This window comes from Okeania sp. SIO2C9 (genome assembly GCF_010672455.1).
Taxonomy (GTDB): Bacteria; Cyanobacteriota; Cyanobacteriia; order Cyanobacteriales; family Microcoleaceae; genus Okeania.
The window spans coordinates 113,595-135,482 of record NZ_JAAHGO010000001.1 but is presented as its reverse complement, the minus strand read 5'-3'; the positions used below and the strand labels follow the sequence as shown (position 1 = coordinate 135,482).

18 protein-coding genes and 1 pseudogene are annotated in these 21,888 nt (G+C 38.8%); 12 read left to right on the top strand and 7 right to left on the bottom strand.

The window, feature by feature from the left end:
* Nucleotide 1 precedes the first annotated feature (1 nt).
* Nucleotides 2-685, top strand: coding sequence for an ImmA/IrrE family metallo-endopeptidase (locus F6K23_RS00540; protein WP_293149502.1), 684 nt, complete (start codon nucleotides 2-4; stop codon nucleotides 683-685).
* A gap of 208 nt (nucleotides 686-893) precedes the next feature.
* Here the strand turns inward: F6K23_RS00540 and F6K23_RS00535 are convergent, their stop codons facing one another.
* Complete coding sequence (locus F6K23_RS00535) at nucleotides 894-1,070, bottom strand: hypothetical protein (protein WP_293149500.1); 177 nt, start codon at nucleotides 1,068-1,070, stop codon at nucleotides 894-896.
* 434 nt (nucleotides 1,071-1,504) lie between these two features.
* Here F6K23_RS00535 and F6K23_RS00530 point away from each other — a divergent pair, with 434 nt between their 5' ends.
* A complete protein-coding gene (locus F6K23_RS00530; RefSeq protein ID WP_293149498.1) occupies nucleotides 1,505-3,643 on the top strand; it encodes a hypothetical protein in 2,139 nt (712 codons plus the stop codon).
* Between the two features lie 388 nt (nucleotides 3,644-4,031).
* Here F6K23_RS00530 and F6K23_RS00525 read toward each other — a convergent pair whose 3' ends face one another.
* Together F6K23_RS00525 and glgX are read right to left on the bottom strand one after the other, a co-directional pair.
* Nucleotides 4,032-5,195, bottom strand: coding sequence for an asparaginase (locus F6K23_RS00525; RefSeq protein WP_293149496.1), 1,164 nt, complete (start codon nucleotides 5,193-5,195; stop codon nucleotides 4,032-4,034).
* 140 nt (nucleotides 5,196-5,335) lie between these two features.
* Nucleotides 5,336-7,480 (bottom strand): glycogen debranching protein GlgX, encoded by a 2,145-nt coding sequence (glgX, locus tag F6K23_RS00520; RefSeq protein ID WP_293149494.1) that lies wholly within the window; start codon nucleotides 7,478-7,480, stop codon nucleotides 5,336-5,338.
* Nucleotides 7,481-7,568: 88 nt separating this feature from the next.
* Here glgX and F6K23_RS00515 point away from each other — a divergent pair, with 88 nt between their 5' ends.
* The 3 genes from F6K23_RS00515 (at nucleotide 7,569) to F6K23_RS00505 (ending at nucleotide 10,189) form a co-directional block, all read left to right on the top strand.
* Nucleotides 7,569-8,042 carry a universal stress protein gene (locus tag F6K23_RS00515; protein WP_293149492.1) on the top strand — a complete coding sequence of 158 codons (474 nt, stop codon included), beginning with the start codon at nucleotides 7,569-7,571 and terminating at the stop codon, nucleotides 8,040-8,042.
* A 776-nt stretch (nucleotides 8,043-8,818) separates the two neighbouring features.
* Nucleotides 8,819-9,283, top strand: a complete 465-nt coding sequence (locus tag F6K23_RS00510; RefSeq protein WP_293149490.1) for a universal stress protein — start codon at nucleotides 8,819-8,821, stop codon at nucleotides 9,281-9,283.
* Nucleotides 9,284-10,051: 768 nt separating this feature from the next.
* Nucleotides 10,052-10,189, top strand: coding sequence for a hypothetical protein (locus F6K23_RS00505; RefSeq protein WP_293149488.1), 138 nt, complete (start codon nucleotides 10,052-10,054; stop codon nucleotides 10,187-10,189).
* A gap of 62 nt (nucleotides 10,190-10,251) precedes the next feature.
* Here F6K23_RS00505 and F6K23_RS00500 read toward each other — a convergent pair whose 3' ends face one another.
* From F6K23_RS00500 to hemL, 3 genes are all read right to left on the bottom strand, one after another.
* Nucleotides 10,252-11,625: a cytochrome P450 gene (locus tag F6K23_RS00500; protein ID WP_293149486.1), complete on the bottom strand. Its 1,374-nt coding sequence runs from the start codon at nucleotides 11,623-11,625 to the stop codon at nucleotides 10,252-10,254.
* A 392-nt stretch (nucleotides 11,626-12,017) separates the two neighbouring features.
* Complete coding sequence (locus tag F6K23_RS00495) at nucleotides 12,018-13,196, bottom strand: tetratricopeptide repeat protein (RefSeq protein ID WP_293149484.1); 1,179 nt, start codon at nucleotides 13,194-13,196, stop codon at nucleotides 12,018-12,020.
* Nucleotides 13,197-13,425: 229 nt separating this feature from the next.
* Nucleotides 13,426-14,724: a glutamate-1-semialdehyde 2,1-aminomutase gene (gene hemL / locus F6K23_RS00490; RefSeq protein ID WP_293149482.1), complete on the bottom strand. Its 1,299-nt coding sequence runs from the start codon at nucleotides 14,722-14,724 to the stop codon at nucleotides 13,426-13,428.
* Between the two features lie 283 nt (nucleotides 14,725-15,007).
* On the opposite strand from hemL, the gene hisIE reads away from it, so the two are divergent.
* The 5 genes from hisIE to F6K23_RS00465 all read left to right on the top strand — a co-directional run bounded on the left by hisIE (nucleotide 15,008) and on the right by F6K23_RS00465 (nucleotide 19,818).
* Entirely contained in the window at nucleotides 15,008-15,664 is a 657-nt protein-coding gene (gene hisIE / locus F6K23_RS00485; RefSeq protein ID WP_293149480.1) for a bifunctional phosphoribosyl-AMP cyclohydrolase/phosphoribosyl-ATP diphosphatase HisIE, read from the top strand.
* A 108-nt stretch (nucleotides 15,665-15,772) separates the two neighbouring features.
* Complete coding sequence (locus F6K23_RS00480) at nucleotides 15,773-15,928, top strand: hypothetical protein (RefSeq protein ID WP_293149478.1); 156 nt, start codon at nucleotides 15,773-15,775, stop codon at nucleotides 15,926-15,928.
* A gap of 342 nt (nucleotides 15,929-16,270) precedes the next feature.
* Nucleotides 16,271-16,714, top strand: coding sequence for a lipocalin-like domain-containing protein (locus tag F6K23_RS00475; RefSeq protein ID WP_293149476.1), 444 nt, complete (start codon nucleotides 16,271-16,273; stop codon nucleotides 16,712-16,714).
* A 305-nt stretch (nucleotides 16,715-17,019) separates the two neighbouring features.
* The gene (locus F6K23_RS00470; protein ID WP_293149474.1) at nucleotides 17,020-18,486 is read left to right on the top strand and encodes an alpha-amylase family glycosyl hydrolase; all 1,467 of its coding nucleotides are present in this window, start codon (nucleotides 17,020-17,022) and stop codon (nucleotides 18,484-18,486) included.
* A 285-nt stretch (nucleotides 18,487-18,771) separates the two neighbouring features.
* Nucleotides 18,772-19,818 carry a M23 family metallopeptidase gene (locus F6K23_RS00465; RefSeq protein ID WP_293149472.1) on the top strand — a complete coding sequence of 349 codons (1,047 nt, stop codon included), beginning with the start codon at nucleotides 18,772-18,774 and terminating at the stop codon, nucleotides 19,816-19,818.
* Between the two features lie 291 nt (nucleotides 19,819-20,109).
* On the opposite strand, the gene F6K23_RS00460 is transcribed toward F6K23_RS00465, so the two are convergent.
* Complete coding sequence (locus F6K23_RS00460; protein ID WP_293149470.1) at nucleotides 20,110-21,186, bottom strand: dipeptide epimerase; 1,077 nt, start codon at nucleotides 21,184-21,186, stop codon at nucleotides 20,110-20,112.
* Between F6K23_RS00460 and F6K23_RS00455 the strand changes: the two genes are divergently transcribed.
* Nucleotides 21,185-21,340 (top strand): hypothetical protein, encoded by a 156-nt coding sequence (locus F6K23_RS00455; RefSeq protein ID WP_161564342.1) that lies wholly within the window; start codon nucleotides 21,185-21,187, stop codon nucleotides 21,338-21,340. The two genes, F6K23_RS00460 and F6K23_RS00455, sit on opposite strands and share 2 nt — an antisense overlap.
* Nucleotides 21,341-21,612: 272 nt before the next feature.
* Nucleotides 21,613-21,888 (top strand): annotated as a pseudogene (locus F6K23_RS00450) (serine/threonine protein kinase); the annotation flags it as partial.

Below are 21,888 nucleotides of genomic sequence, written 5' to 3'. Positions count from 1 at the left end.
CGTGAGTATCCTCAAACCGTATTGCTTTTATCGCAAAGAGTCGATTGAGCGTCGGGCAAATGATATTCTCAGGCGAATGCATAAGACCACAAATTTTGCTCCCAGATGGCCTTTTGAAGCTTCTTTAGTTGCTGATTTTTTAGACTTGGGAGTGGTTTGGGATGAAATTCCTCCTGACGAAGGGGGAGCGATCGCTGCCCGAATTTTACCAACCGAACGACTGATTGAACTCAATGAAAAGATTTTAGATAAGCCTCAAGGCTTTCAAGAATCAACACTTTCCCATGAAATTGGTCATTGGGTGCTGCATATTAATCAGGATGAAGCAGATGGAGTTGTGAAACAGTTAGAACTCGACCTTGGTGATTATGGAACACCAAATCAGTCAGAACAGCCTTTTGTTTGTCGGGGTGCAAGTGGCAGCAAAATTGATTCTATTGAATGGCAAGCTCAATATTTTGCAGGCTGTTTATTGATGCCAAAATCGATTCTTGAGGAGAAAAGACAAGGCAAAGATTTAACTAAGTGGTCAAATCTTTATAAAATTAAGGATGAGTTAGGCGTCAGCATTTCTAATTTAACTTACCGCCTGCAAGAGTTTGGCTGGATTTACATTCCTAAAGGTAGTCGAACAATTCATCGGGGATCTGAGGAAGTTCAAGGACAAACACAACTGTTTGGATAAACCTAAAAATAGATACAAGAAAATTAGCCAGCCTATTTTAACGGCTGGTTGAATAATATTAGGAGTCATATAAAATCCGGATAATTACTATAGCTAAGTCATTGCGACTGGAACGGAGTGGAAGGAAGCAATCTCCGCGCACCCCTGAGATTGCTTTCCTACGGAATACTTCGCAAACGCTGCCGTTTGCTATCGCAATGACGACTGTTCAACCAGATTCTATATCACGAATAGCATCGGGCAATTCCTCTTCCAGTAATCTCAGGCGAGGATATTGATAAGCAGCAATAGTTCCCACAATTGCTAATAAACCGATAACAATGTCTAGAAGACCAACTCCAATGATTTTTAGATTAAGCATGAACGCAAAAAATAAGTTTTTCAATTTTACCTTCAGCTACTTACCATTACATTTCAGCAACGCCAAAAATTAAATCGTTTAGAAACCCGTTTCCCTGAGCGTTTTGCAGACATTCCTCAAGCTGTAATTAGCTACGTGGCCCAATTGCTTTCGGTACCTGTAATATCAAATCCGGTTGAATACTTATCATATATTTGGGTGTGGGAAGGGTTGAGCGTTTCCGGAGATTGAAGGCGAGAAAGTGTGGATAGAATTATAAACATATACTGTGTAACCGGATTCTATATAAAATTAGGACTTACGCAGATACGTCATATATAGCGCTCAAAACTATTGTCCAATAGTATTTGGAATATAAATAGTGCCTTTGCGTAAGTCCTGATTATATTTAGTCTTCTTTAGCTGTTCCCTCAATCTGTTTGGTTTGAGCGATGTTGTTGTTTTGGAGAAATTATTCAATGAATTTCCAGTCTGTAAAACCAGTAAGGTTTTTACTCGCTTTTATCGCATTCTATTTCGTTGCAGTTCCAAGTTTTCGATTACCTCAGGAATTAGAGCGACAAGCTCTTAATATTGCATGGTATCAAGGTTTGAAAGAAGGAACACCTAATACTCAGGTTTTTGAGGATTTTATCAAAGACGCTCAGGAAAATCTTGAGAAAATTGTTAAAGATAAACTGCTCATAAGGGACGAGGTAGGTCTCGAAAAAACTATTCCTAAATGTAATCCACAAGTGAAGCCCCCCATAATATCCATAAGAAAAAATCAAAAAGAAGCCTTTTTTGATTGTATCCGTGTCGCTGACTTTGATACAGAATCGAAAACCGACTACAAAAAGCGCTCTGAGCAATCAAAACAAGACATTGTTGTTCGTCAATTTGACCAAATTGTGCGTGGGCAAGGTGCTGAGTTAGTCTCGAAAAAAGGTGAAGACGTTAGTCTAGAATATAGCAGAATATTTATTAACAATCTCACAGGCGATTCTAATTTTTTAGACCGACTACCTGGATTCAGAATAGACACTGTGTACTTATTTGATGAAAAAAATGGTGTTATAGCTCTTTATCCTGGTACTAAAGAGGGAGTTTACAATAATGGGAGAAGAATTGACTACAGGGAGCGCCCTTGGTATAAATCTGGTATAAGTCAATATGAGACTGTTTATTTGGAAGATTTTTCTGGAGATACATCAGGACTTACTGGAACTTTCATTGATATCACTGATACTTTTACGCCCAATGCCATAAGAACACTCTGGTATCGTTTCAAAGACACTAATGGAAATCAATATGTATTGGCATTTGATATGTTCTTTGATGAAACAGAGCCTATTTTTTTCAGTAATTCTTTTCTTTCCTTTTTCTGGTTATCGACTCTCTCTGAATGGATAATATTAGTGTTAATTGCACTGCCTTCATCACTAATACTAAGTTTGCTGTATGAAGAGTTGGTAAAAAGATTGCGAAACACTGATTCTTTCAATAATTTGTCTGGAATTAGGTTTACTCTGATAAAAGAATACTATGCTACTTTGAATGATGAGAATATTTCATTCAATGATACTAATGTCACAATCAGCCTTTCTTCTGTACAAACATCCGCAGGAGTAACATTATCACTTCAAGGAACAGGTATGGAAGGTAAAATTGAGCGAACCGCGCAACAGAATCGTCAAGAAGAAAAAGCTTATAGCTATAGCTTCGATCACGAATACAGTTTGAAAGTCGGTCCCGTCAGACCAACCCATAAAGCTGTACAGATTTGGCAAGCTGAACGAGAACCCCACCTGGGTAAATCACAAATTGTCGGTCATGTGGTTGCAGACTGGAAGACTAATAATACCGTCAGTTCATCGGGAGAGTTGTCAATTAAGTCAATTTTTTGGAATAAAAAGGAGGAGGTATACTTTCCTTCTTTCCAACGCCAACTAAGAGATCATCTCCTTACTGGGGAGACGGGAGAACTTACTTTGGTTCCTGATACGCAATATCAAAAAAGACAAAGCATCCCGGCTTTGTTAAGCGATATTGATCCTGATAAGTTGGAGACAGTTCCTGAACTGAAGCAAGTGATTGATAATAGCTTTGATCTTGACCAGGGACGCTTTTTTGTCTCACAACTGGAGACGGTGGAAACGCTTTATGCTTTAGGTAATGTCAAGGCTATATATTCCATTCCTTTTGTCCGCAAGATTATAACCAAGGGAAAGCATGATTTTTTCAGGACAACGGCAATGGATACCGATAGAGAAGAGCGCTTTGTGCTTGAGCATGAAGCTCATCACTTCAAGAATAGGGTATATAATCATCTCAATCAATCTATTCAAGATGACTGGAAAAACGAATCACCATTCCAGATCATGGTACATCAGCGTAGTGCTACAGAGAATGTCATCCTGGAGCAAGAGGGGTTTTCGCTGATTTACATCAACAATGTGTTAAGGTTTGTACTGTACTCGTTGTCTGATGATACATATTCAGGAATTGGCTGGGTTAGCTGGCGCAAGGTCGATCTTGAGTTTTTCAAAACGCTTTACGAGTATCAGCGTTCAAAAGGCAATTTTGTCAAAACAGTGAAAAGCTACATTGAGGCGTAAAGCGAAGATTCGTGTCATCAGGTATAGTATGTAGTTGAAGCGCTTGATATATAAGGGATATATAGATTTATATTGGTTAGTATGCGATCGCAAAATATATAAGTCAGGACTTACGCAAAGAGGGGTTTGAGTAGCAATTGTGCAAGAAACCCCTATTAATACCAATTTGATAAGTATTTGTTACAAATAGTAGAAGTAAGAAAGAAGGAAGAAGGAAGAAGAAGGAAATATTGAAAAAAAGGTAAAAAAAATATAAATAACTATCTAAGCCATCAAGAGCCATAATAGTCTCTCCAGGTGCTAAAAAACCTTCACCTCTGGCATCTAGGACGTTGACATCCATAATCTCGCCCACCAGATTAGTTATCATCAGTTCCTTAATCTTGTATTAATCCCAATTATAGTTATTGTAGTGAGACAATATCTTTAAGTAAGTCAGTTTAGCTGCAGCTGCAATTGGGGTCATATCATAAGCTCCAACCGAGCCTACCTCCGCTAGCCAGGAACCGGCTGCATAAGTCTGAGAATTGACAGTCCCCGTTAGAACCTGCGTACAGTCAACGATTACCGTACCATTGTTATTAGCCTCTTGGAGAATTTTGTAAATAGCCCCATTCTCAGGAGTGTCTGGATTCCCAGAAGGAAAATTTCCTCCGCCATAAGACTCTAAGATTAAACCGTCTACTCCTTGATTAATACAGGCTTCCAGCATATTGCCAAGTACGCTGGTATTGGGTTTGACAGAGGTATCATAATAGGCGGGGAAAGCCGGAAAGGGGATAACGGTAGTGTTGTTAATATTGTCTTTAATGTAGTTCAGTTGAGCCAATAAAGTGTTATAAGCAGACTCTCCTTCCTGAGAGAGTGCAAGGTCCGGGTCTGTGGGTAAGGGACGCACTACTTTGTTGTCCACATCAAACTCTAGGCCGTATTCTCCAAGATTAGGATAGTTGGGAGTGGAGAAGGCTTTGAACTCACTGGCGTTAGTCTTTACTGTTCTATTGCCCCTCATTAATTTGGAATCAAAGTACAGACAAACTTCAGGCACACCTTCATAACAGGAAGTGACTGCGCCACAGACGTTTTGGAGTGCATCTGTGTTGAAGCGTACAGTATAGGATTTATCCTCTTTCTCTACAAATAGTGGCAGTTGAGACCCAGTAACAATCACAGGCTTACTCAACAAAGCGTTATAATTGCCATGGGTATCTAGCCCCGTCATCAAAAATGACAGTATTGAAGCAGTCCAGGCCATAGTGTCCGTGCCATGCAGTACAATAAAAGCATCATAGCTATTGTAGGCTTTAAGGATTGCCATAGCAATCGTACACCAGTCTTCAGGCTGCAAGTTGGTACTGTCAAGAGTGCTGTTATTGGGACCAAAACCGATATCGATGTAGCCAAGAGTACAATCTTTATATTGACTTTTAAGAATCGGCAAAATATTCTCATCGAAAGCCTGTTGGAAACCAGAGGTATCTAGTGGATACAGTCCATCAATTCCCTGTACAGAACCAATAGTTCCCCCAGTGTATAAAATGCCTATGTTCATTAGGAAATGAAGAAATTAACTATATTGACTACTAATACTATACAATTAATTCTATAATTAAGCTACTTTTCCCCTTAAAAGGGTCGGCTTCAAGGCGCGAATTATTTAATTATTAATTATTAATTATTAATTATTAATTATTAATTATTCGGTAAAGTCTCCACTGAATCAAATCTTGCCATTAAAACAATAGCAGCTCGCGGCTCGACCCGATACCTAACGCCAATAACTTTTGTAGCTGTATCTAAACCATTAAAATCTTTAGGAGAAGGAAAAGCAGTATTAATAATTAAATACCAACTTTCCCTTTTTTTTAAACGTGGTAACTCAAACATTAAAGGTTTCCAATAAGCGTTCAAAATAATATGAAAATATTCACCACTTTCAGGATGCTTCAAACTAAAAGCTAAAGTCCGAGAATCAAGATGCCAATCAGGTTTATCTAAACGTACTCCATGCCAACTAATATTGGGTACTTCATTTGGGTAAACTTCCCCTTCTTCTCTAGGTAAAGATGATTCTGGAGAACCCGAACCAACTGTAGCTAAAACCTTATCTACCCGCATCATTTCTAACTCTTGGGTAAAATTAATAATCCCTTTCACAAATCGCAGTAAATCCGTTTGTTTCTCAATTTGCTCCCAATCAAACCAACTTAGTTTATTATTCTGACAATAACCATTATTATTACCAAGTTGAGTTCGCCTTACTTCATCTCCCATTAAAATCATTGGCGTACCTTGGGAGAAAAATAATATGGTGAAAAAATTCTTAATTTGTCGCAGTCGTAATCTTTCAATTTCCCACTTATTTGTTAATCCTTCAACTCCACAATTCCAGCTATAATTATCATTAGCACCATCGCGATTATCTTCACAATTAGCTTCATTATGTTTTTCATTATAAGAAACCAAATCACTCATAGTAAAACCATCATGGCAAGTAATAAAATTAATACTATGATTGGGTTCGCGGTCTGGTTGAGGATAAATATCAGGACTACCCATAATTCTAGCTGCTAACTTATCAACTATCTTGTGGTCACTTTTGACAAACTGACGAACATCATCACGATAATGTCCGTTCCATTCAGCAAAGCGATCGCCAATAAATGAACCCACCTGATATAATCCCGCAGCATCCCAAGCTTCCGCAATAATTTTTGTCCCTGCCAGAACAGGATCGGATTCAATTGCCCATAACACAGGTGGATCTTCCAACGGATCGCCAGTCATACTCCGAGACATAACAGATGCTAGGTCAAACCGGAACCCATCAACGTGCATTTCTCTAACCCAGTAACAAAGACAGTCAACAATTAAGCGATGTACAAAAGGATTATTTGTATTGAAAGTATTGCCACAACCGCTATAGTTACTGTAATAAGTGGAGTCATCTGTCTCCAGAATGTAATAAGTAGAATTTTCCAATCCCCGGAAAGAAACTGTCGGTCCGTTTTCATTCCCCTCTGCAGTATGATTAAAAACCACATCCAAAATTACTTCTATTCCAGCTTTGTGCAAAGCTTTTACCATATCTCGGAATTCATCCATCGGTCCGAAAATATCTTTGCGAGAACTATAATTGTGGTGAGGAGTAAAAAATGCGACCGGGCTATAACCCCAATAATTGATGAGAGGTTCGCGCACATCTTGTTCATCAAATTGCTGTACGGGTAATAATTCTACAGCAGTGATTCCCAATTCTTTCAGGTAGGGAATTTTTTCAATTAGTCCGGCAAAAGTACCCCGTTTTTCTGGGGAAACGCCAGAGTTAGGGTTACGAGTAAATCCACCAACGTGCATTTCATAGATAACTGTATAAGCGTAGGGTATGTTTAGAGGTACATCATCTTCCCAGTCATAAGTAGTTGGGTCAACTATTACCCCTTTGAGAGCATAAGCACAGTTATCACCATAACCAGTAGCAGCTTCACGACTATATTTTTCTTGTCCCACTACTACCCTGGCGTAAGGGTCTAATAAAACCTTTGTACCATCAAACCGATGACCTTTTTCTGGCTCAAGTGGTCCATAAACTCGGTAAGCATATATTTGCCCTGCCTTAAGACCATAAATAAATATGTGCCAGTAATGATGGGTTTTATGTTGTTTGGGGTCGAGTAAAATTACTTGCTCTGGTTGAGCTGCGTCAGGTTCATCAAATAGTAATAATTCTATTGCTGTAGCATTTTTAGAGTAAATTGAAAAATTTACTCCTTTGGGGTCTTTTAAGAGTGTCGCGCCAATGGGAAAACTATTACCTGGTAAGATATTAAGATTCATAATTCTTGACTTATTTAATTATTAGATAACCTTGGTAATTTTATACAATGTAAATAGATATTTAACAAAACCACTGGAAGTATTAATTATGTATGAAAAAATTTTAGTTGCCATCGATACATCTGCTATGGGCGATCGCGTGTTTGATATAGCCATAAAGTTAGCAAAAATCAGTAACCCTAGTCTGATGTTGGTTCATATTCTCTCGGAGGAGGCAGAAGAAAGTCCGATTAATTATTGGCCAATGATTGGTACTGACATTGGCACTAACCCAGAGATGATGAAAGAATATCATCAACTTTGGGAAAAATTTGAGAAACAATGTTTACAAATGTTGAAATCAAAAGCAGATAAAGCAAAAGAACTTGGGTTCAATACAGAATTTACCCAAATCAGAGGCAACCCTGGTCGGGAAATATGTAAATTAGCTCAAAAGTGTAATGCTGATTTAATCGTTATGGGACGCCGTGGGCATTCCGTTTTTAGTGAACTGCTATTGGGTAGTGTCAGTAATTATGTTATTCATCGTGCTCATTGTTCTGTTCATATTGTACAGGATTAGCTTTTTTTATTAGGCATCTTTAGAAAAGAGGTAGTAGGAACGTTGTATGCAACGTCCCTACAGAGTAGGGAGTACGGGGAAAAATTTGATGAATAAGAATGCAGTAATTGATTGATTTTTTTATTATTGGGGATATTGATTAGTCATGAGCAATTATTCATTAGTATTCATTGATATCTATAGTGTTTTTATTTGAGTTGTAAATCTAAATAGAGGTTTTTTCTTGTCAAAAAACTGTGCAGTTAGAGTAGCTTATATTCTTGTTTTTGCTACTATTTAATGCTGTTTTCCCTCCTTTACTCCCTCCATACCTTTTTCATAGCATTTGGTTTCCACATCCCAGATAAAAACGCTATATGAATAATTGATTATGAATACTCTGGTAGTAGCTAACTGTATCAAGAAAGCTACTCAAAATCAGAATTCCCATTTTCACTAGTGGTCTGTCAAGTTAGTTTTGATGGGTTAATCTTCCTCTGTAGCTTCTGTCTTTTCTGCTCCCTCTGGTCGTCTCAACTCATCAATTCAAAGCTGACAGACTACTAGGAATAATTAGTAGGAATAATTAGTCTGAGATTGACTATAGTGAAATCAAAATTAAAAAAAATATATTTTTCTAATAATTCGGATACAATATTAGTATCAAATAATAGGACTTACGCATTACAACGTATTTTCGTCATTGCGAACCACAGGAAAGCAATCTCAAGCCCTAGTTTTTCGTACCTCATGCGTAAGTCCTGAGATAAAATAACTAGATTTTCATCATCAAGATTATGTATCAAAAAATTCTAGCAACAATGGACACATCAGCAGCAGGCAATCGTGTATTTGCCACTGCTCTCAACTTAGCAAAACTAAATAATTCATACTTAAAACTATTACACGTTTTATCTCCCGAAGAAGGAGAAATACCCGTTAAATTTGGAGCAATTTCCCGGGAATTTAACAAAGAATTGATTGCGCAATATCAACAAAAATGGAAAGATTTTGACCAAAAATGTCTAGAAATGTTGCAGTCACGGGCTAACGAAGCGACAACAGCAGGGGTAAATACAGAATTTATTCAAACTGAAGGTGTACCCGGAAAGCAGATATGTAAAGTAGCCGAGGAGTGGGGTGCTGAACTAATAGTTATGGGACGCAGAGGACATTCTGTTTTCAGCGAAATGGTTATAGGTAGTGTGAGCAGTTATGTAATTCACCGGGCGAAGTGTTCGGTGTTAGTTGTGCAGCAATAATTTTTGTAGGTGCGGGTTAAATTGGTGTCAATTTAGCACATGACTATCAGACACCTTTAAAAGTAGCTAGAGTTTTGCTCGAATAAATAAAGCTTATGTGAAACTATTAGACATCTCCAATAATAAAAAATAAAATCAATTATCCCACATAAATTATCAATTCTTTCCCCCTACTCCCTACTCCCTATGGGTGGAGGAGATGTCTATTAACTATTAGACTTGTCGCTTTATAACCTAAAAAATCCCCAAAAAGCTTGTTATTTCATTAATTGATAATGGATAATGGATAATTGATAATTACCTCTGGTTAAAACCGCTCTTGATTGAATATCAGGAGATATTATTTCTTTTCTCTTGGTCGATTGGATATGGCGAGGAGACCTCGCCATCCCTCGACCGCTTTTTCCCCTATCCAAGGGAGGCTTCAAGGCGCGAATTATTTAATTATTAATAATTAATAATTAATAATTCGGTAAAGATTCTAGATATTAGGAATTAAAAATACTGAGAATTATTGCTCTGTCTAGGTTGGAGCGATTTTTTCCCTCTATTTAGCGACAACTCTATTGTAGGGGCGTTTCATATCAAATCCGTTGGCTTCGGAGTAATATAATTCCTTCGATGGTTATACAATGGGTAAGGGCGAATAGCCATATAGCCTGATGGCATGGGCTTCGCAATTGCGCCCCTACAATATAGACTCTTATCTTTAATATTGAATAACACCGATGCTACCGGATTTGATATCATAAGTCAGGAAATTGAGGAATGAGAATAGGGGCAAAAGGTAGAAAAATGCCTAGTCCTGTAGCCTTAATGGTATACAAGAACAAGAGATGTCTGGTACGGGAGCAAGATGCTCCCACTGTTTTTGTCACAAAAATAATGACAATGCACCACCATTAGAATGCACCACCACCAAAAAATACTCCCTATCCCTACTCCCCTACTCCCTCACTCCCCACACTCTATACAGTAGCAACCGAGGGAGATTGTTGTGTTTGTGACATACGCTTCCCAGTCATTACCATTTTTACTCCACCAGCAGGAGCTAAAGTTACACCGCGACGCACTGGTTTGACTGTTTTTTTCTCCGCCAAGGCCAAACTATAACGTTTGAGAATAGTTGCTAATACCAGTTTCATTTCAAACATAGCAAATGCTGCTCCAATACAACGACGACTACTACCGCCAAAAGGCAAAAATTCATAAGCAGAATATTGCCTTTCCAAAAATCGTTCTGGTTTAAATTTTTCTGGTTCGGGATACAAATCTTCCCGGTGATGAGTTAAATAAATACAAGGAGCTAGAGCAGTACCCTCTAAATATGTTTGACCCATAATTGTAATTGGTGATTTAGCTATTCGCGCAAATGCAATTATTGCTACTGGGTAGATGCGCAGAGTTTCAGAGCAAACTGCATTCAGATAGGGCAGCTTGATAACTGCCATTGGGTCTGGGTTATCTCCAAGGTCTTCCAATTCTGACAATAGCTTGTTATAAATTTCTGGTTGGCGGTGAATCCAGTAAAACGCCCATGCTAATGCTGTGGCAGTAGTTTCATGTCCGGCAAATAGTAGTGTCATTAACTCATCCCGCAATTCACGATCGCTCATAGGTTCCCCTGCTTCATCCCTAGCTAATAGCAACATTGTAAGGATGTCAGAGCGCTCAGAGTCTAGTTGTTGACGACGTTCGGCAATTTCTGCATATAGCAACTCATCAACTTCTTGCCGTTGTCTGAGAAATTTACCCCACGGACTCCATTTACCCAAATCAACTTGGAGAAACTTGAAAAATAGCATACTTGCTTTCGAGGGAGAAGCTAGTGATTCTAGAGCTAAAGTCAAAAGTTGCTCTAATTTATCATACCTCTGTCCTTCCTCTAAACCGAAGACCGCCTGTAATATCACCTTTAAAGATATCTCTTGAGTTGATTCTCTCATAGAAAATGGCTGCCCTACTACCCACTTACTAGCTACTTTTTCAGCGATAGCGCAAATTAACTCACCATAAGCTTGCATTCGTTCCCCATGAAAGGGTGGCATTAATAGTTGACGTTGACGTTGGTGGAGAGTAGCATCAAGCAAAGCTAGGGATTTATCTCCCAATAGTGGCTGCAAAAACTGATTTCCTACACCAGAATCAAACTGTTTGGGATTAGTCTTAAGAATCTCTTCAATGGCCTTCGGATGACTGATAAATACCATTGGATAATTCAATTTTATTTGAAATGTGTCTCCATATTCTGAAGCACATTTTTCCATAAATGTCAAGGGTTTGGCTACCCACTGGAGGAGTTGAATCAAAACTGGAGCTTTTGGACCTGGCAGTTGTGTCATAGTCATATTTCTATCTAGTTATCTTTTCCCTAACTATTTTAAAAGAAATAAAAAAATAAAGATTTATCCTATTTAAGACTATTAGATATCTCTATAAAATAAACTTGCCCTTTGTTTAAGATAAGCTAGAGTTGTAAAATTAACTTCCCTAAATCATTTTTCGTACCTTTTTCCTAAAAATCTCTTCCCTTGTTGCCTGTTGCCTACTATTCGCCAAAAGCCTATAGATTTTTTTGCCAGATGTCTATTAGACATCTCCAGAAAAGAGGGAATAGGGAATAGGTATGGAGGGGGAAATAATTGATAATTTCTGTACGATAATTGATTTGATTTTTGATTTTTACCAGATGTCTATTAGCTCAGAATATTGATGAATTTAGCTTCTAAAGTAGTCAATTAGACTTGATTTCCCTAGCGCGCTCCCAACTTTTATTAGCTTCTTCCATTAAACCTAAATCTCTCAAAACATTTCCCCGCTCATACCAACCATTGTCAAAATTAGGTTTAATTTCTAAAGCCTTATTATAACAACCAATAGCTTCTGTTAAACTTCCTAAGTTAACTAGAAAACTAGCTTTATTATACCAAGCCAAATAATAATCTACCTTAATTTCTAGAGCCTTGTCACAACTAGCGATCGCCTCTTGCCACCTTCCTAACTTTCCCAGTGCTTCAGCGCGGTTATTCCAAGCCAAATAATCATCAGACTTAATTTCTATTGCTTTGTCATGGCTAGCGATCGCTTCTGACCACCTTTCTAGTTGTACTAAAGCTTTCCCTAGATTGTACCAAACTTGATGGTAATCTGACTTGAGAGCTAGAGCATTTTCCCAACTATCAACTGCTCCAACTAAATCTCCTGCTTTAGCTTGCTCTAAACCCAACTTCGCCCATATTTCAGCATTACTCTCAGCAGACTGTGCTTGATTTTCCACTCCTACCCCAAGCTGACTAACCATTGCCTGAATAACTACTCTAGGGTCACTCGTTTGTACCCCTAACTGCTGGGCAACTGTTGCTAATAAATTAGGATTTTCCTGAAGTTTAACTACTAATTCTGACATGGCATCATCATCTTTTTCTTCACTCACAAATGTTTGTAGAGGTGGAGAAACACCAACATCAGGTCCATCATATTCCCAGATCGCCCCACTATCATCCCTACTTAAAAGTTGAGTACCAATGTTGTTACCCATTGCTCCCAAAGATTGTAGAGAGGGTAGCGGTCGAGTCAATTCAGCAAACCCTACCATTCTCTGAGCTAACTCATCATTAGGTTTAGGGGAGACTAATAACCTTTCTCCAAACCGTTGCAACCATTCCTGCCAAAGTTCAGGTTTGCCCCTTTCTCCTAATTCATCAAAAAATTTCTGCACGCGCTCAGACTGCCAACCCTGGGCAACACCCTCCAATAGTTGAGCAAACAAAAAATCGTAATCTGTATCTGTCAGTGGGGGCAAAGATTCAGAAGTTGGTTGAGTGTCCTCAGATAAATCTAGATGAGAGTGAGAAAACAACCCTAAAAGTTTTGCCCATAAATTTTTGAGCCATTGCCAAATTCTATGAAGCATTTGTTCAATTAAGAAGAAGTTTAAAAGTCAGAATAAAAATCGTACATAACAAATTTAACTTTCCTGGCGGGAAGTCCCGCGCTGTAATATTTGATTCAGCGCCGGGATGAGAGCCAGAACATGGTATACTTATAGATACAGGAGGAGGACATCACCTCTGTATAAACTGCAACTCCTTTGCGAGTTTAAGAATCACCCGTTGTCGCAATCGTGCAGCGTCGGGAGTATGTCAAAGACTAGACATAACTTCTTTTGCTGCAGCCAAAGTTTTGTCAATATCTTCCTCTGTGTGAGCTAAAGAAGTAAAACCTGCCTCAAACTGAGAAGGAGCTAAATAAATTCCTCGCTCCAACATTCCACGATGGAACTTGCTAAACTTGCTCAAATCAGACTTTTTGGCATCATCATAATCGTGAACTGGTCCTTTATTGAAAAAGATACCAAACATTGCACTAATATGCCCACCACAAATAGGATTACCAGTTTCTTTACCAAGCTCTAACAAGCCATCAGCAAGTCTTTTAGTAATTTTATCCAACTGTTCATAAGTACCTGGTTCCTTTAATAACTCAAGAGTCTTAATACCAGCAGTCATAGCTAGAGGATTACCAGATAGAGTTCCCGCTTGATACATTGGGCCTGCTGGGGCTACCATTGACATAATATCCTCGCGACCACCATAAGCTCCTACAGGCAAACCACCACCAATAATTTTGCCTAAAGTTGTTAGGTCTGGAGTAACCTGAAATTTTTCCTGAGCGCCACCGTATGCAATACGAAAGCCAGTCATAACTTCGTCAAACACCAGTAAAGCATCATTGTCTTGAGTAATCATCCGTAACCCTTCTAAGAAACCTGCATCTGGAATAATAAATCCAGAGTTACCAACTACTGGTTCGAGGATAACACCAGAAATTTGGTCAGGGTTGTCGGCAAAAAGTTGCTTAACTGCTTCTAAGTCGTTGTAGGGAGCAGTTAGGGTATTGCTAGTAACAGACTTAGGGACTCCAGGAGAGTCTGGCAGACCCAGAGTTGCCACACCAGAACCAGCTTTAACGAGGAACATATCCGCGTGGCCATGATAACAACCTTCAAATTTTATGACTTTGTCTCTACCTGTAAAAGCTCTCATTAAACGCAGTACGGCCATACAAGCTTCTGTACCAGAATTGACAAAGCGGACCATTTCAATGCTAGGTACAGCATCAATAACCATTTCAGCCAAGATATTTTCTAAAGCACAGGGTGCGCCAAAGCTGGTGCCTTTTTCCAAAACTTCTTTGAGAGAATTTAATACATCTGGGTGAGCATGACCACAGATAGCTGGTCCCCAAGTACCAACATAGTCAATATATTGATTGCCATCAACATCCCAAATATATGCTCCTTTGACTCGATCAAATACAATTGGTTGGCCACCAACAGACTTAAATGCTCTGACCGGAGAACTTACTCCCCCAGGCATGAGTTTTTGGGCTGCTGCAAAAATTTCTTCAGATTTAGTGGTATTCAGTGTAGTTACTACCAATTTTCATCTCCTTAATTCGTTTTTATGTAAATCCATATAGGAGATTTTATGTTATCACCAAATTAAAATAAACCTAATCCTAATATTTAATATTTGCCTAATTCTATAATTGCAGTTAGTGCATATTTAAGGTTAATTTTGGAGAATTATGAAGCTATTTTTTGACAATTTCTATGTTTTATGATAACAAAATAATAAAATTTAATTTAAGATTAAACATTTAGAAAAGACTAGGGAAGATATCCTAAACTAGGAGTACACAAATAGATTTTTTTTGCAAATTATGTCTACCTCCGAACCAGTAGCTTTAAGTCAATCAATTCCAGTGGAGCAGGTTCGTTACAATGAACAAGGACTTGTGCCTGCTATTGTTCAAGATTATTTAGATGGTACAGTGTTAATGATGGCCTGGATGAATCAGGGAGCATTGCAAAAAACTCTAGAAACAGGGCAAACTTGGTTTTGGAGTCGTTCTCGTCAGCAGTTTTGGCATAAAGGTGCAACTTCTGGTCACTTTCAGAATATTAAGTGGATGCGCTACGACTGCGATAGCGATACTTTGTTAGTGGGAGTGGAACAGGTAGGAGATATTGCCTGCCATAAGGGAGAAAGGAGTTGTTTTCATCTGGTAGATGGGGAGGTTGTCAAGCCACGTGCGGATATGTTATCTCAGCTTTTTGATGTGATTTGCGATCGTCGCGACCATCCCCAGGAAGGTTCTTATACTTGTAAATTATTTGCTGGGGGAGATAATAAGATTCTCAAGAAAATTGGGGAAGAGTCAGCAGAAGTAGTAATGGCGTGTAAGGATGATGAGAAAGAGGCGATCGCTTCGGAAGTAGCAGATTTATTTTACCATACTTTAGTTGCTCTAGCCCAACATAATGTTGAATTGCGAGATGTATATCGGAAGTTGGATGAAAGAAGACCAAGAAAATAAATATTATAAATAAGTGGCGCTGCTGAATTAGACTATGATTTTCGTGCTTAGGGAGTATGGGAGTTAGGTAGTGGCGTGACACACCTTAAATGGTTGATTAGATGAGGGGTGTGGGAAGTGTGGGAAGTGTCGGGAGTGTGGGATATCAAGAGACCTAGAAACAAAAATCTATTACACAGTTTTAGGCGTGTCACGCCAGTAGTAGGAAATAGTTCTGTTGCAAAACAAAATCAGGAACTAAAATCATGTCCGGATAATCAGTAAAAAAACCATTACCCTTTGAACTTTTCGCTTGTGCATCAGTAAAGTGTGGGATAAGTAAGTATGGCTGGCAAATCTAATCTAAAAGCACTGATATATAAAAATTTTAGCATTTTGGCCGCCAAAAAAGTGCAAATATTTCAGCTTGAGCGACCAAAAAGTTAGGAAAATATACAGGTAGAATTATTTCTCCTACTTCCTCTGTCTCCCCACCCTCCCCACACTTCCCACCCTTACCACACTTTCTTGACGCACAACCAACTTTTCTTCCCCTCCTCCATTCTGCGTTCTGCCTTCTGCCTTCCCTCCTCCAAAATTTAACTATTCAACCGGACATGATATAAAATGGTACAAAACCGATTTGTTGGAACTTGGCGACTGGTATCTTTTGAACTCAAAGATGTAAATGGTGAAGTAACCTACCCATACGGTCAAGATACGATCGGATATCTAATGTATGCAGAAGATGGATATATGTCAGCGGTAATTATGGCTGCAAGGCGTCCCAAGTTTTCCTCTGCAGATTTTTTGGGAGGAAGTACACAAGAGAAAGCTAATGCTATGGAAACATATATCTCCTATTGTGGTAGCTATGAAATTAAGGATAAAAAAGTAATTCACCATGTTAAAGCCTCTTTATTTCCTAATTGGGTTGGTACAAACCAAAAACGTTTCTTTGAATTTAGAGAAAATTATTTATTATTAACTACACCTTCCTTTAAGGGGAGTGACAAACGGTTGACCGGACATTTGATTTGGGAGCGTTGTACTAAAACAATACCAACTTGATGTTAGATGCAGCATCAATAACCTTATCCGTAAAGAAGATCAGAAACAAGCGATCGCTTTGCCAGTGATATAAAATCCGGATAATTACTATCTCCAAGTCATTGCGACTGGAACGGAGTGGAAGGTTTGCGTAGCATTCCGTAAGGAAAGCAATCTCAAGGGTGCGCGGAGATTGCTTCCTATCGTCGCAATGACGACTGTTTAACCGGATTTTATATGAGAGATTTGTTCTATAGGACTTTAGTTATTTTCAGCTTTGCTTTCAAGATGTTATAAATAGTTTAAAACTCTCAAATAGCTTCTATATGATTAATCCTTCCCTATATCAAATAAACACCCGTGTTTGGCTCAACAGATTGTCCCAAGAGTTGGGTCGTCGCGCCACCTTAGATGATATTCCCGATGCAGAATTGGACCAAATAGTAAACTTGGGATTTGACTGGGTGTACTTCTTAGGAGTTTGGCAAACAGGAATAATGGCGCGAGATATCTCTCGTGCAAATCCTGATGTGCGAAAGGAAGCTATAGAACTTTTTGGTGATGATTTCCAAGAAGATTATATTTGTGGGTCTTGTTTTGCAGTAACTGGTTATTACGTCCATGAAAATCTAGGTGACAATGCAGCTATGTTACGACTGCGCGATCGCCTCCATCAAAAGGGACTAAAACTCATGCTTGATTTTGTCCCCAACCATACCGCCCCCGACCATCCTTGGATACAAACACATCCTGACTTTTATGTTCAGGGAACCCAGGCCGATCTTGAACGAGAACCCCACAACTATATACGAATAGAATTGCCAGCAGGTAGCCAAATATTTGCTCATGGAAGAGACCCCTATTTTCCAGGTTGGTCTGATACTTTGCAACTGAACTACGGCAACCCCAAATTACAGGAGGAGATGTTAGCAGAGTTATTCAATATTGTTCATTTGTGCGATGGTGTTCGCTGCGACATGGCAATGCTAATATTGCCAGATATTTTTGAGCAGACTTGGGGTATTCCAATACAACCGTTTTGGTCTGATGCAATTTCCCAAGTTAAACAGCAATATCCAGATTTTATCTTTATGGCAGAAGTATATTGGAATTTGGAATGGGAGTTGCAACAGTTAGGATTTAATTTCACTTATGACAAACGCTTATACGATCGCCTCCATCAACAGCAGGCAGTTCCAGTCAGAGAGCATCTTTATGCTGGCCTTGAATTTCAAAAAAAATTAGCACGGTTTATGGAAAATCACGATGAACCAAGGGCGAATACAGATTTTCCACTAAGAGTTCATGAAGCTGCTGCCATTTTGACTTATTTTACCCCTGGTTTACATTTTTTCCATCAAGGTCAGTTACAAGGTTGGTCTAAAAAAATTTCGATGCACTTATGTTATGCTCCTCAAGAAGCTACTGTTCCACACATAGATAGATTTTACCATCAATTATTAGATTCTTTAGCTCTGGATATTTTCCATGAGGGAAATTGGCAATTACTTGAATGTGTTGCTGCATGGGAAGGAAATTCTACATCGAATAATTTTATTGCTTTCAGTTGGGAAGGAAAAGATGAGCGACTGTTGTTGATAACTGTTAATTATGCTTCTTATCGAGGGCAATGTTATGTTCAGTTGCCATTTGAGAGTCTCAGGGGTGAAACGTATCGACTACAAGATTTAATGAGTGATATTAGTCACGATCGCTTGGGAGATAATTTGGTTTCACGAGGTTTATATTTGGATTTACCTGGATGGGGTTATCATGTTTTTGATGTTAGTTAGGAGAGAGGCAACAGGCAACAGGCAACAGGGATAAATAATTGATAATTTCTCAGGAAAGCTAGAGGACAGGAGGCAGAAGGGAATTATTAACAGGACTTACGTAGAGACTCTATATCATAGAGAGGGCGAATGCCATTTCCTAACGGAATGCTCCGCAAACGCCCCTACAGATGGTGGTTTGACAGTCAATTTGCGTAAGTCCTGATTAATTCTTTCCTCCTATTCCCTCTTTTCTAGAGTTGTCTATTGTTAAGCTGATGATGAATTTTAGAGGATAAAAAACTTATGAAACTGAAAAAATATTTTTACACCTTCCTCACAATATTAGTCATAATATTAGCTAGCTACAATGCTAATGCCAATACTCCACTCTTTGAAAATTCTATTATTGACAATTCTATTGCTCAAGTACCAAACTCCAAGTTTGGCCTACCCGTAAAATGTAACTTAGACAAAGACTGTTTTATTTTATTGTACAGCGATCGCGATCCTAGTCCAAAAGCAGTAGATTTTGGTTGCGGTAGGCAAACTTACGATGGTCATAAAGGAACAGACTTTGCTATACCGGATGAAAAAACAATGACCAGAGGTGTACCTGTAGAAGCAGTAGCTCCAGGCAAAGTTTTAAGAGTGCGAGATGGAATACCTGACAAACGCGTAAAAAATCAGGCAGATAAAGAAGCAGTTGATGGCATTGAATGCGGTAATGGAGTCGTAATAGATCATGGTAATGGTTGGGAAACTCAGTCTTGCCATCTCCGCAATGGTAGTGTTGTCGTTAAACCAGGAACAGTTGTGGAAGCAGGTACTGAACTGGGAATGGTGGGAGAGTCTGGTTTAGCTTCCTTTCCTCATGTACATTTGAGCTTTCGATATCAGGGAAAAATCGTAGATCCATTTGTGGGAGTTAATGCTGAGAGTGGTTGTAATACTGCTCGTAACTCAATTTGGCAACAACCATTGAGTTATAAACCAACTGGTATTATTCGGACTGGGTTTGCTGGGGAAGCACCTACTATGGATGATTTATGGAAAGGCAAATTTTATGACACAGTTTTACCTGGAGATATTGCAGCATTAATATTTTGGGTACAAATATACGGTGTCTTGTCTGGAGATATAGAGCATTATCAATTATTTGCTCCTAATGGCGAGCAGGTTATAGACAATAAAACAGAAATTAAATCTGCTAAAAAGACATGGGTGGGATATGTCGGTAAACGCAATAATTCTCAGCGTCCACTTGCTCTAGGTAAATGGAAGAGTCAGTATAGTTTGATTCGAGACAATAAAGTATTAATAGATGTTAAAAAAGAGGTGCAGTTAAATTGACTGAAGAAGGAAGAATGAAGAAGGAAGAAGGAAGAAGCGAATAATGGAGCTATGTTGGTAACAAAGCACAGGAGCAAGATGCTCCCACTGCTGTCTCTCGTAATAGCAAATCTCAAAAAGTTTGCTATATATCTTTGTAGTAGGGAGTAGGGTAGTAGAGGAGATGGTAATCAAGCATAGCATTTCAAATCATCAGGACTTACGCAAATTAACCTTAAAAACGCCATATGTAGGGGCGCCATTCTAAAATTATGTCTCCAGTATAGCTGTCTCCTGACTCCTGATTCTATACTACATTTTGACGTGCGGAATGTAGGTTCCACTATTCAGACAAACTCCCAACCCAGGTAAACCATTCGGCAACAACCGCCCTTTTTCCATCACCGCACCAATAAACGGATCGTCAATCAAATTGAGATGACTATCCAAGTCCAAATAATCAGCGAGGGGAGCAAGTTGTGCTGCTGCTGTATTTGCCAAACAACTATCAGAATAACAACCAAACATTACTTTCAACCCACAAGCTTTAGCTAAATAAACCATCCGCATTGCTTCAGTTAACCCCCCAGACTTCATCAACTTAATATTGATGCCATGCACCATTTCTGCCAAAACGGGAATATCCTTAGCAGTAAAACAACTTTCATCCACAAAAATAGGTAAAGGCGATCGACTATAAAGATGAGGTAGATCGGCGATCGCTGAAATAGCAGCTAATGGTTGTTCTACATAAATAACCCCAACTGTAGCCAACCAGTCACACATTTTGACTGCATCCTCCAGACTCCAACCTCCATTAGCATCTACATATAACAAAGCATCTGCGGGCGCTTCTTCTTTGACTGCCATCAACATTGCCTGGTCTGCTTGAATACCTTCTGGACTACCTAATTTTACTTTCAATACCCGCGCATCAATAAATTCTAGCCAGTTCCGCACTCTCTGTTTGGCAGCTTCGGGGGTGCTGATACCAATAGTAACTGAGATGGGAACAATGCGATCGCGTTCTAACCCCCAAAGTCGCCATAAAGGCAACCCTACTTTTTTACCTACCCAGTCATGCAACGCCATATCAATAGCTGTTCTGGCGGCGGATGGAATTTCTGACTCTATCAAAATTTGCTCTATTTGTTGTCGGTCAAGTGGAGTAAACTTTTCTAGACTGGGGGTCACTTGCTCTAAAGTTTGCTGTAAAATTTTTGTAGTTTGTGGTTTTTCCCCTGCAGAAAAAGGTGAAGCTTCTCCCCAACCTTCGATACCTTCTTGTTGTATTTTTACCAAAATGTTGTTACTTTCGGCAGTAGTTCCTCGACTAATAGTTAAAGGAAATCTTTTATGGACGGTAAATGTTTGAATCTGAATTTGCATGATTAATAAATTTATTGAAGAAGGAGTCAGGAGTCAGGAGTCAGGAGTCAGGAGGGAAAATTGCTTATGGATAGTCAACGAAGGGCCGCTCCGCGTCTACGTCCCCCAAACAATTTTGATCGCCCCCATTGACGGTGGGGTATTAAACCCATAAGGGAAATGATAATTCTCTGCCACCTTATACCAATTTGATAAATTTTTGCTACAAATAGCTAGGATATTTTTAGGAGTCAGGAGTCAGCAGTCAGAATGAATAGCTTCAATACCAGTTTTGAACTAGAAAATTCTCTTTTTAGATTAACGTGAATTAGTCTGAGGTAAAATAGAATAAAGACTTTTCTATAAAATAGTGAATATGACCGAAAATTTCTGGTATCAAGTCTCCCTATTCCAGGAGATACTAATAACTGATAACTGTTAACTGAAATGACTTTACACCAACCTAATGATATTATTGCTCAACGATATCGTATTGTTGCTGCTTTGGGAAAAGGAGGAATGGGAATTACTTATGAAGCAGAAGACCTGACAAATTATCGACGAGTAGCAATTAAAGCTGTTTCTTTACAACAAGTAAAAGACTGGAAAATATTAGAACTTTTTGAGAGGGAAGCTAAAGTTATTGCCAATTTGCATCATCCTCAAATTCCCAAATATTTGAATTATTTTTATATTGATACAGAGCAAGATAGATGCTTTTAT

What these genes read in the sequence shown, in the direction of transcription:
- F6K23_RS00470 (WP_293149474.1), top strand. Translation starts at nt 17,020, where the DNA reads ATGATTAATCCTTCCCTATATCAAATAAACACCCGTGTTTGGCTCAAC.
- F6K23_RS00525 (WP_293149496.1), bottom strand. Translation starts at nt 5,195, where the DNA reads ATGAACATAGGCATTTTATACACTGGGGGAACTATTGGTTCTGTACAG.
- F6K23_RS00455 (WP_161564342.1), top strand. Translation starts at nt 21,185, where the DNA reads ATGATTAATAAATTTATTGAAGAAGGAGTCAGGAGTCAGGAGTCAGGA.
- glgX (WP_293149494.1), bottom strand. Translation starts at nt 7,480, where the DNA reads ATGAATCTTAATATCTTACCAGGTAATAGTTTTCCCATTGGCGCGACA.
- F6K23_RS00515 (WP_293149492.1), top strand. Translation starts at nt 7,569, where the DNA reads ATGTATGAAAAAATTTTAGTTGCCATCGATACATCTGCTATGGGCGAT.
- F6K23_RS00500 (WP_293149486.1), bottom strand. Translation starts at nt 11,625, where the DNA reads ATGACACAACTGCCAGGTCCAAAAGCTCCAGTTTTGATTCAACTCCTC.
- hisIE (WP_293149480.1), top strand. Translation starts at nt 15,008, where the DNA reads ATGTCTACCTCCGAACCAGTAGCTTTAAGTCAATCAATTCCAGTGGAG.
- F6K23_RS00505 (WP_293149488.1), top strand. Translation starts at nt 10,052, where the DNA reads ATGAGAATAGGGGCAAAAGGTAGAAAAATGCCTAGTCCTGTAGCCTTA.
- F6K23_RS00460 (WP_293149470.1), bottom strand. Translation starts at nt 21,186, where the DNA reads ATGCAAATTCAGATTCAAACATTTACCGTCCATAAAAGATTTCCTTTA.
- F6K23_RS00510 (WP_293149490.1), top strand. Translation starts at nt 8,819, where the DNA reads ATGTATCAAAAAATTCTAGCAACAATGGACACATCAGCAGCAGGCAAT.
- F6K23_RS00530 (WP_293149498.1), top strand. Translation starts at nt 1,505, where the DNA reads ATGAATTTCCAGTCTGTAAAACCAGTAAGGTTTTTACTCGCTTTTATC.
- F6K23_RS00475 (WP_293149476.1), top strand. Translation starts at nt 16,271, where the DNA reads ATGGTACAAAACCGATTTGTTGGAACTTGGCGACTGGTATCTTTTGAA.
- F6K23_RS00495 (WP_293149484.1), bottom strand. Translation starts at nt 13,196, where the DNA reads ATGCTTCATAGAATTTGGCAATGGCTCAAAAATTTATGGGCAAAACTT.
- F6K23_RS00465 (WP_293149472.1), top strand. Translation starts at nt 18,772, where the DNA reads ATGAAACTGAAAAAATATTTTTACACCTTCCTCACAATATTAGTCATA.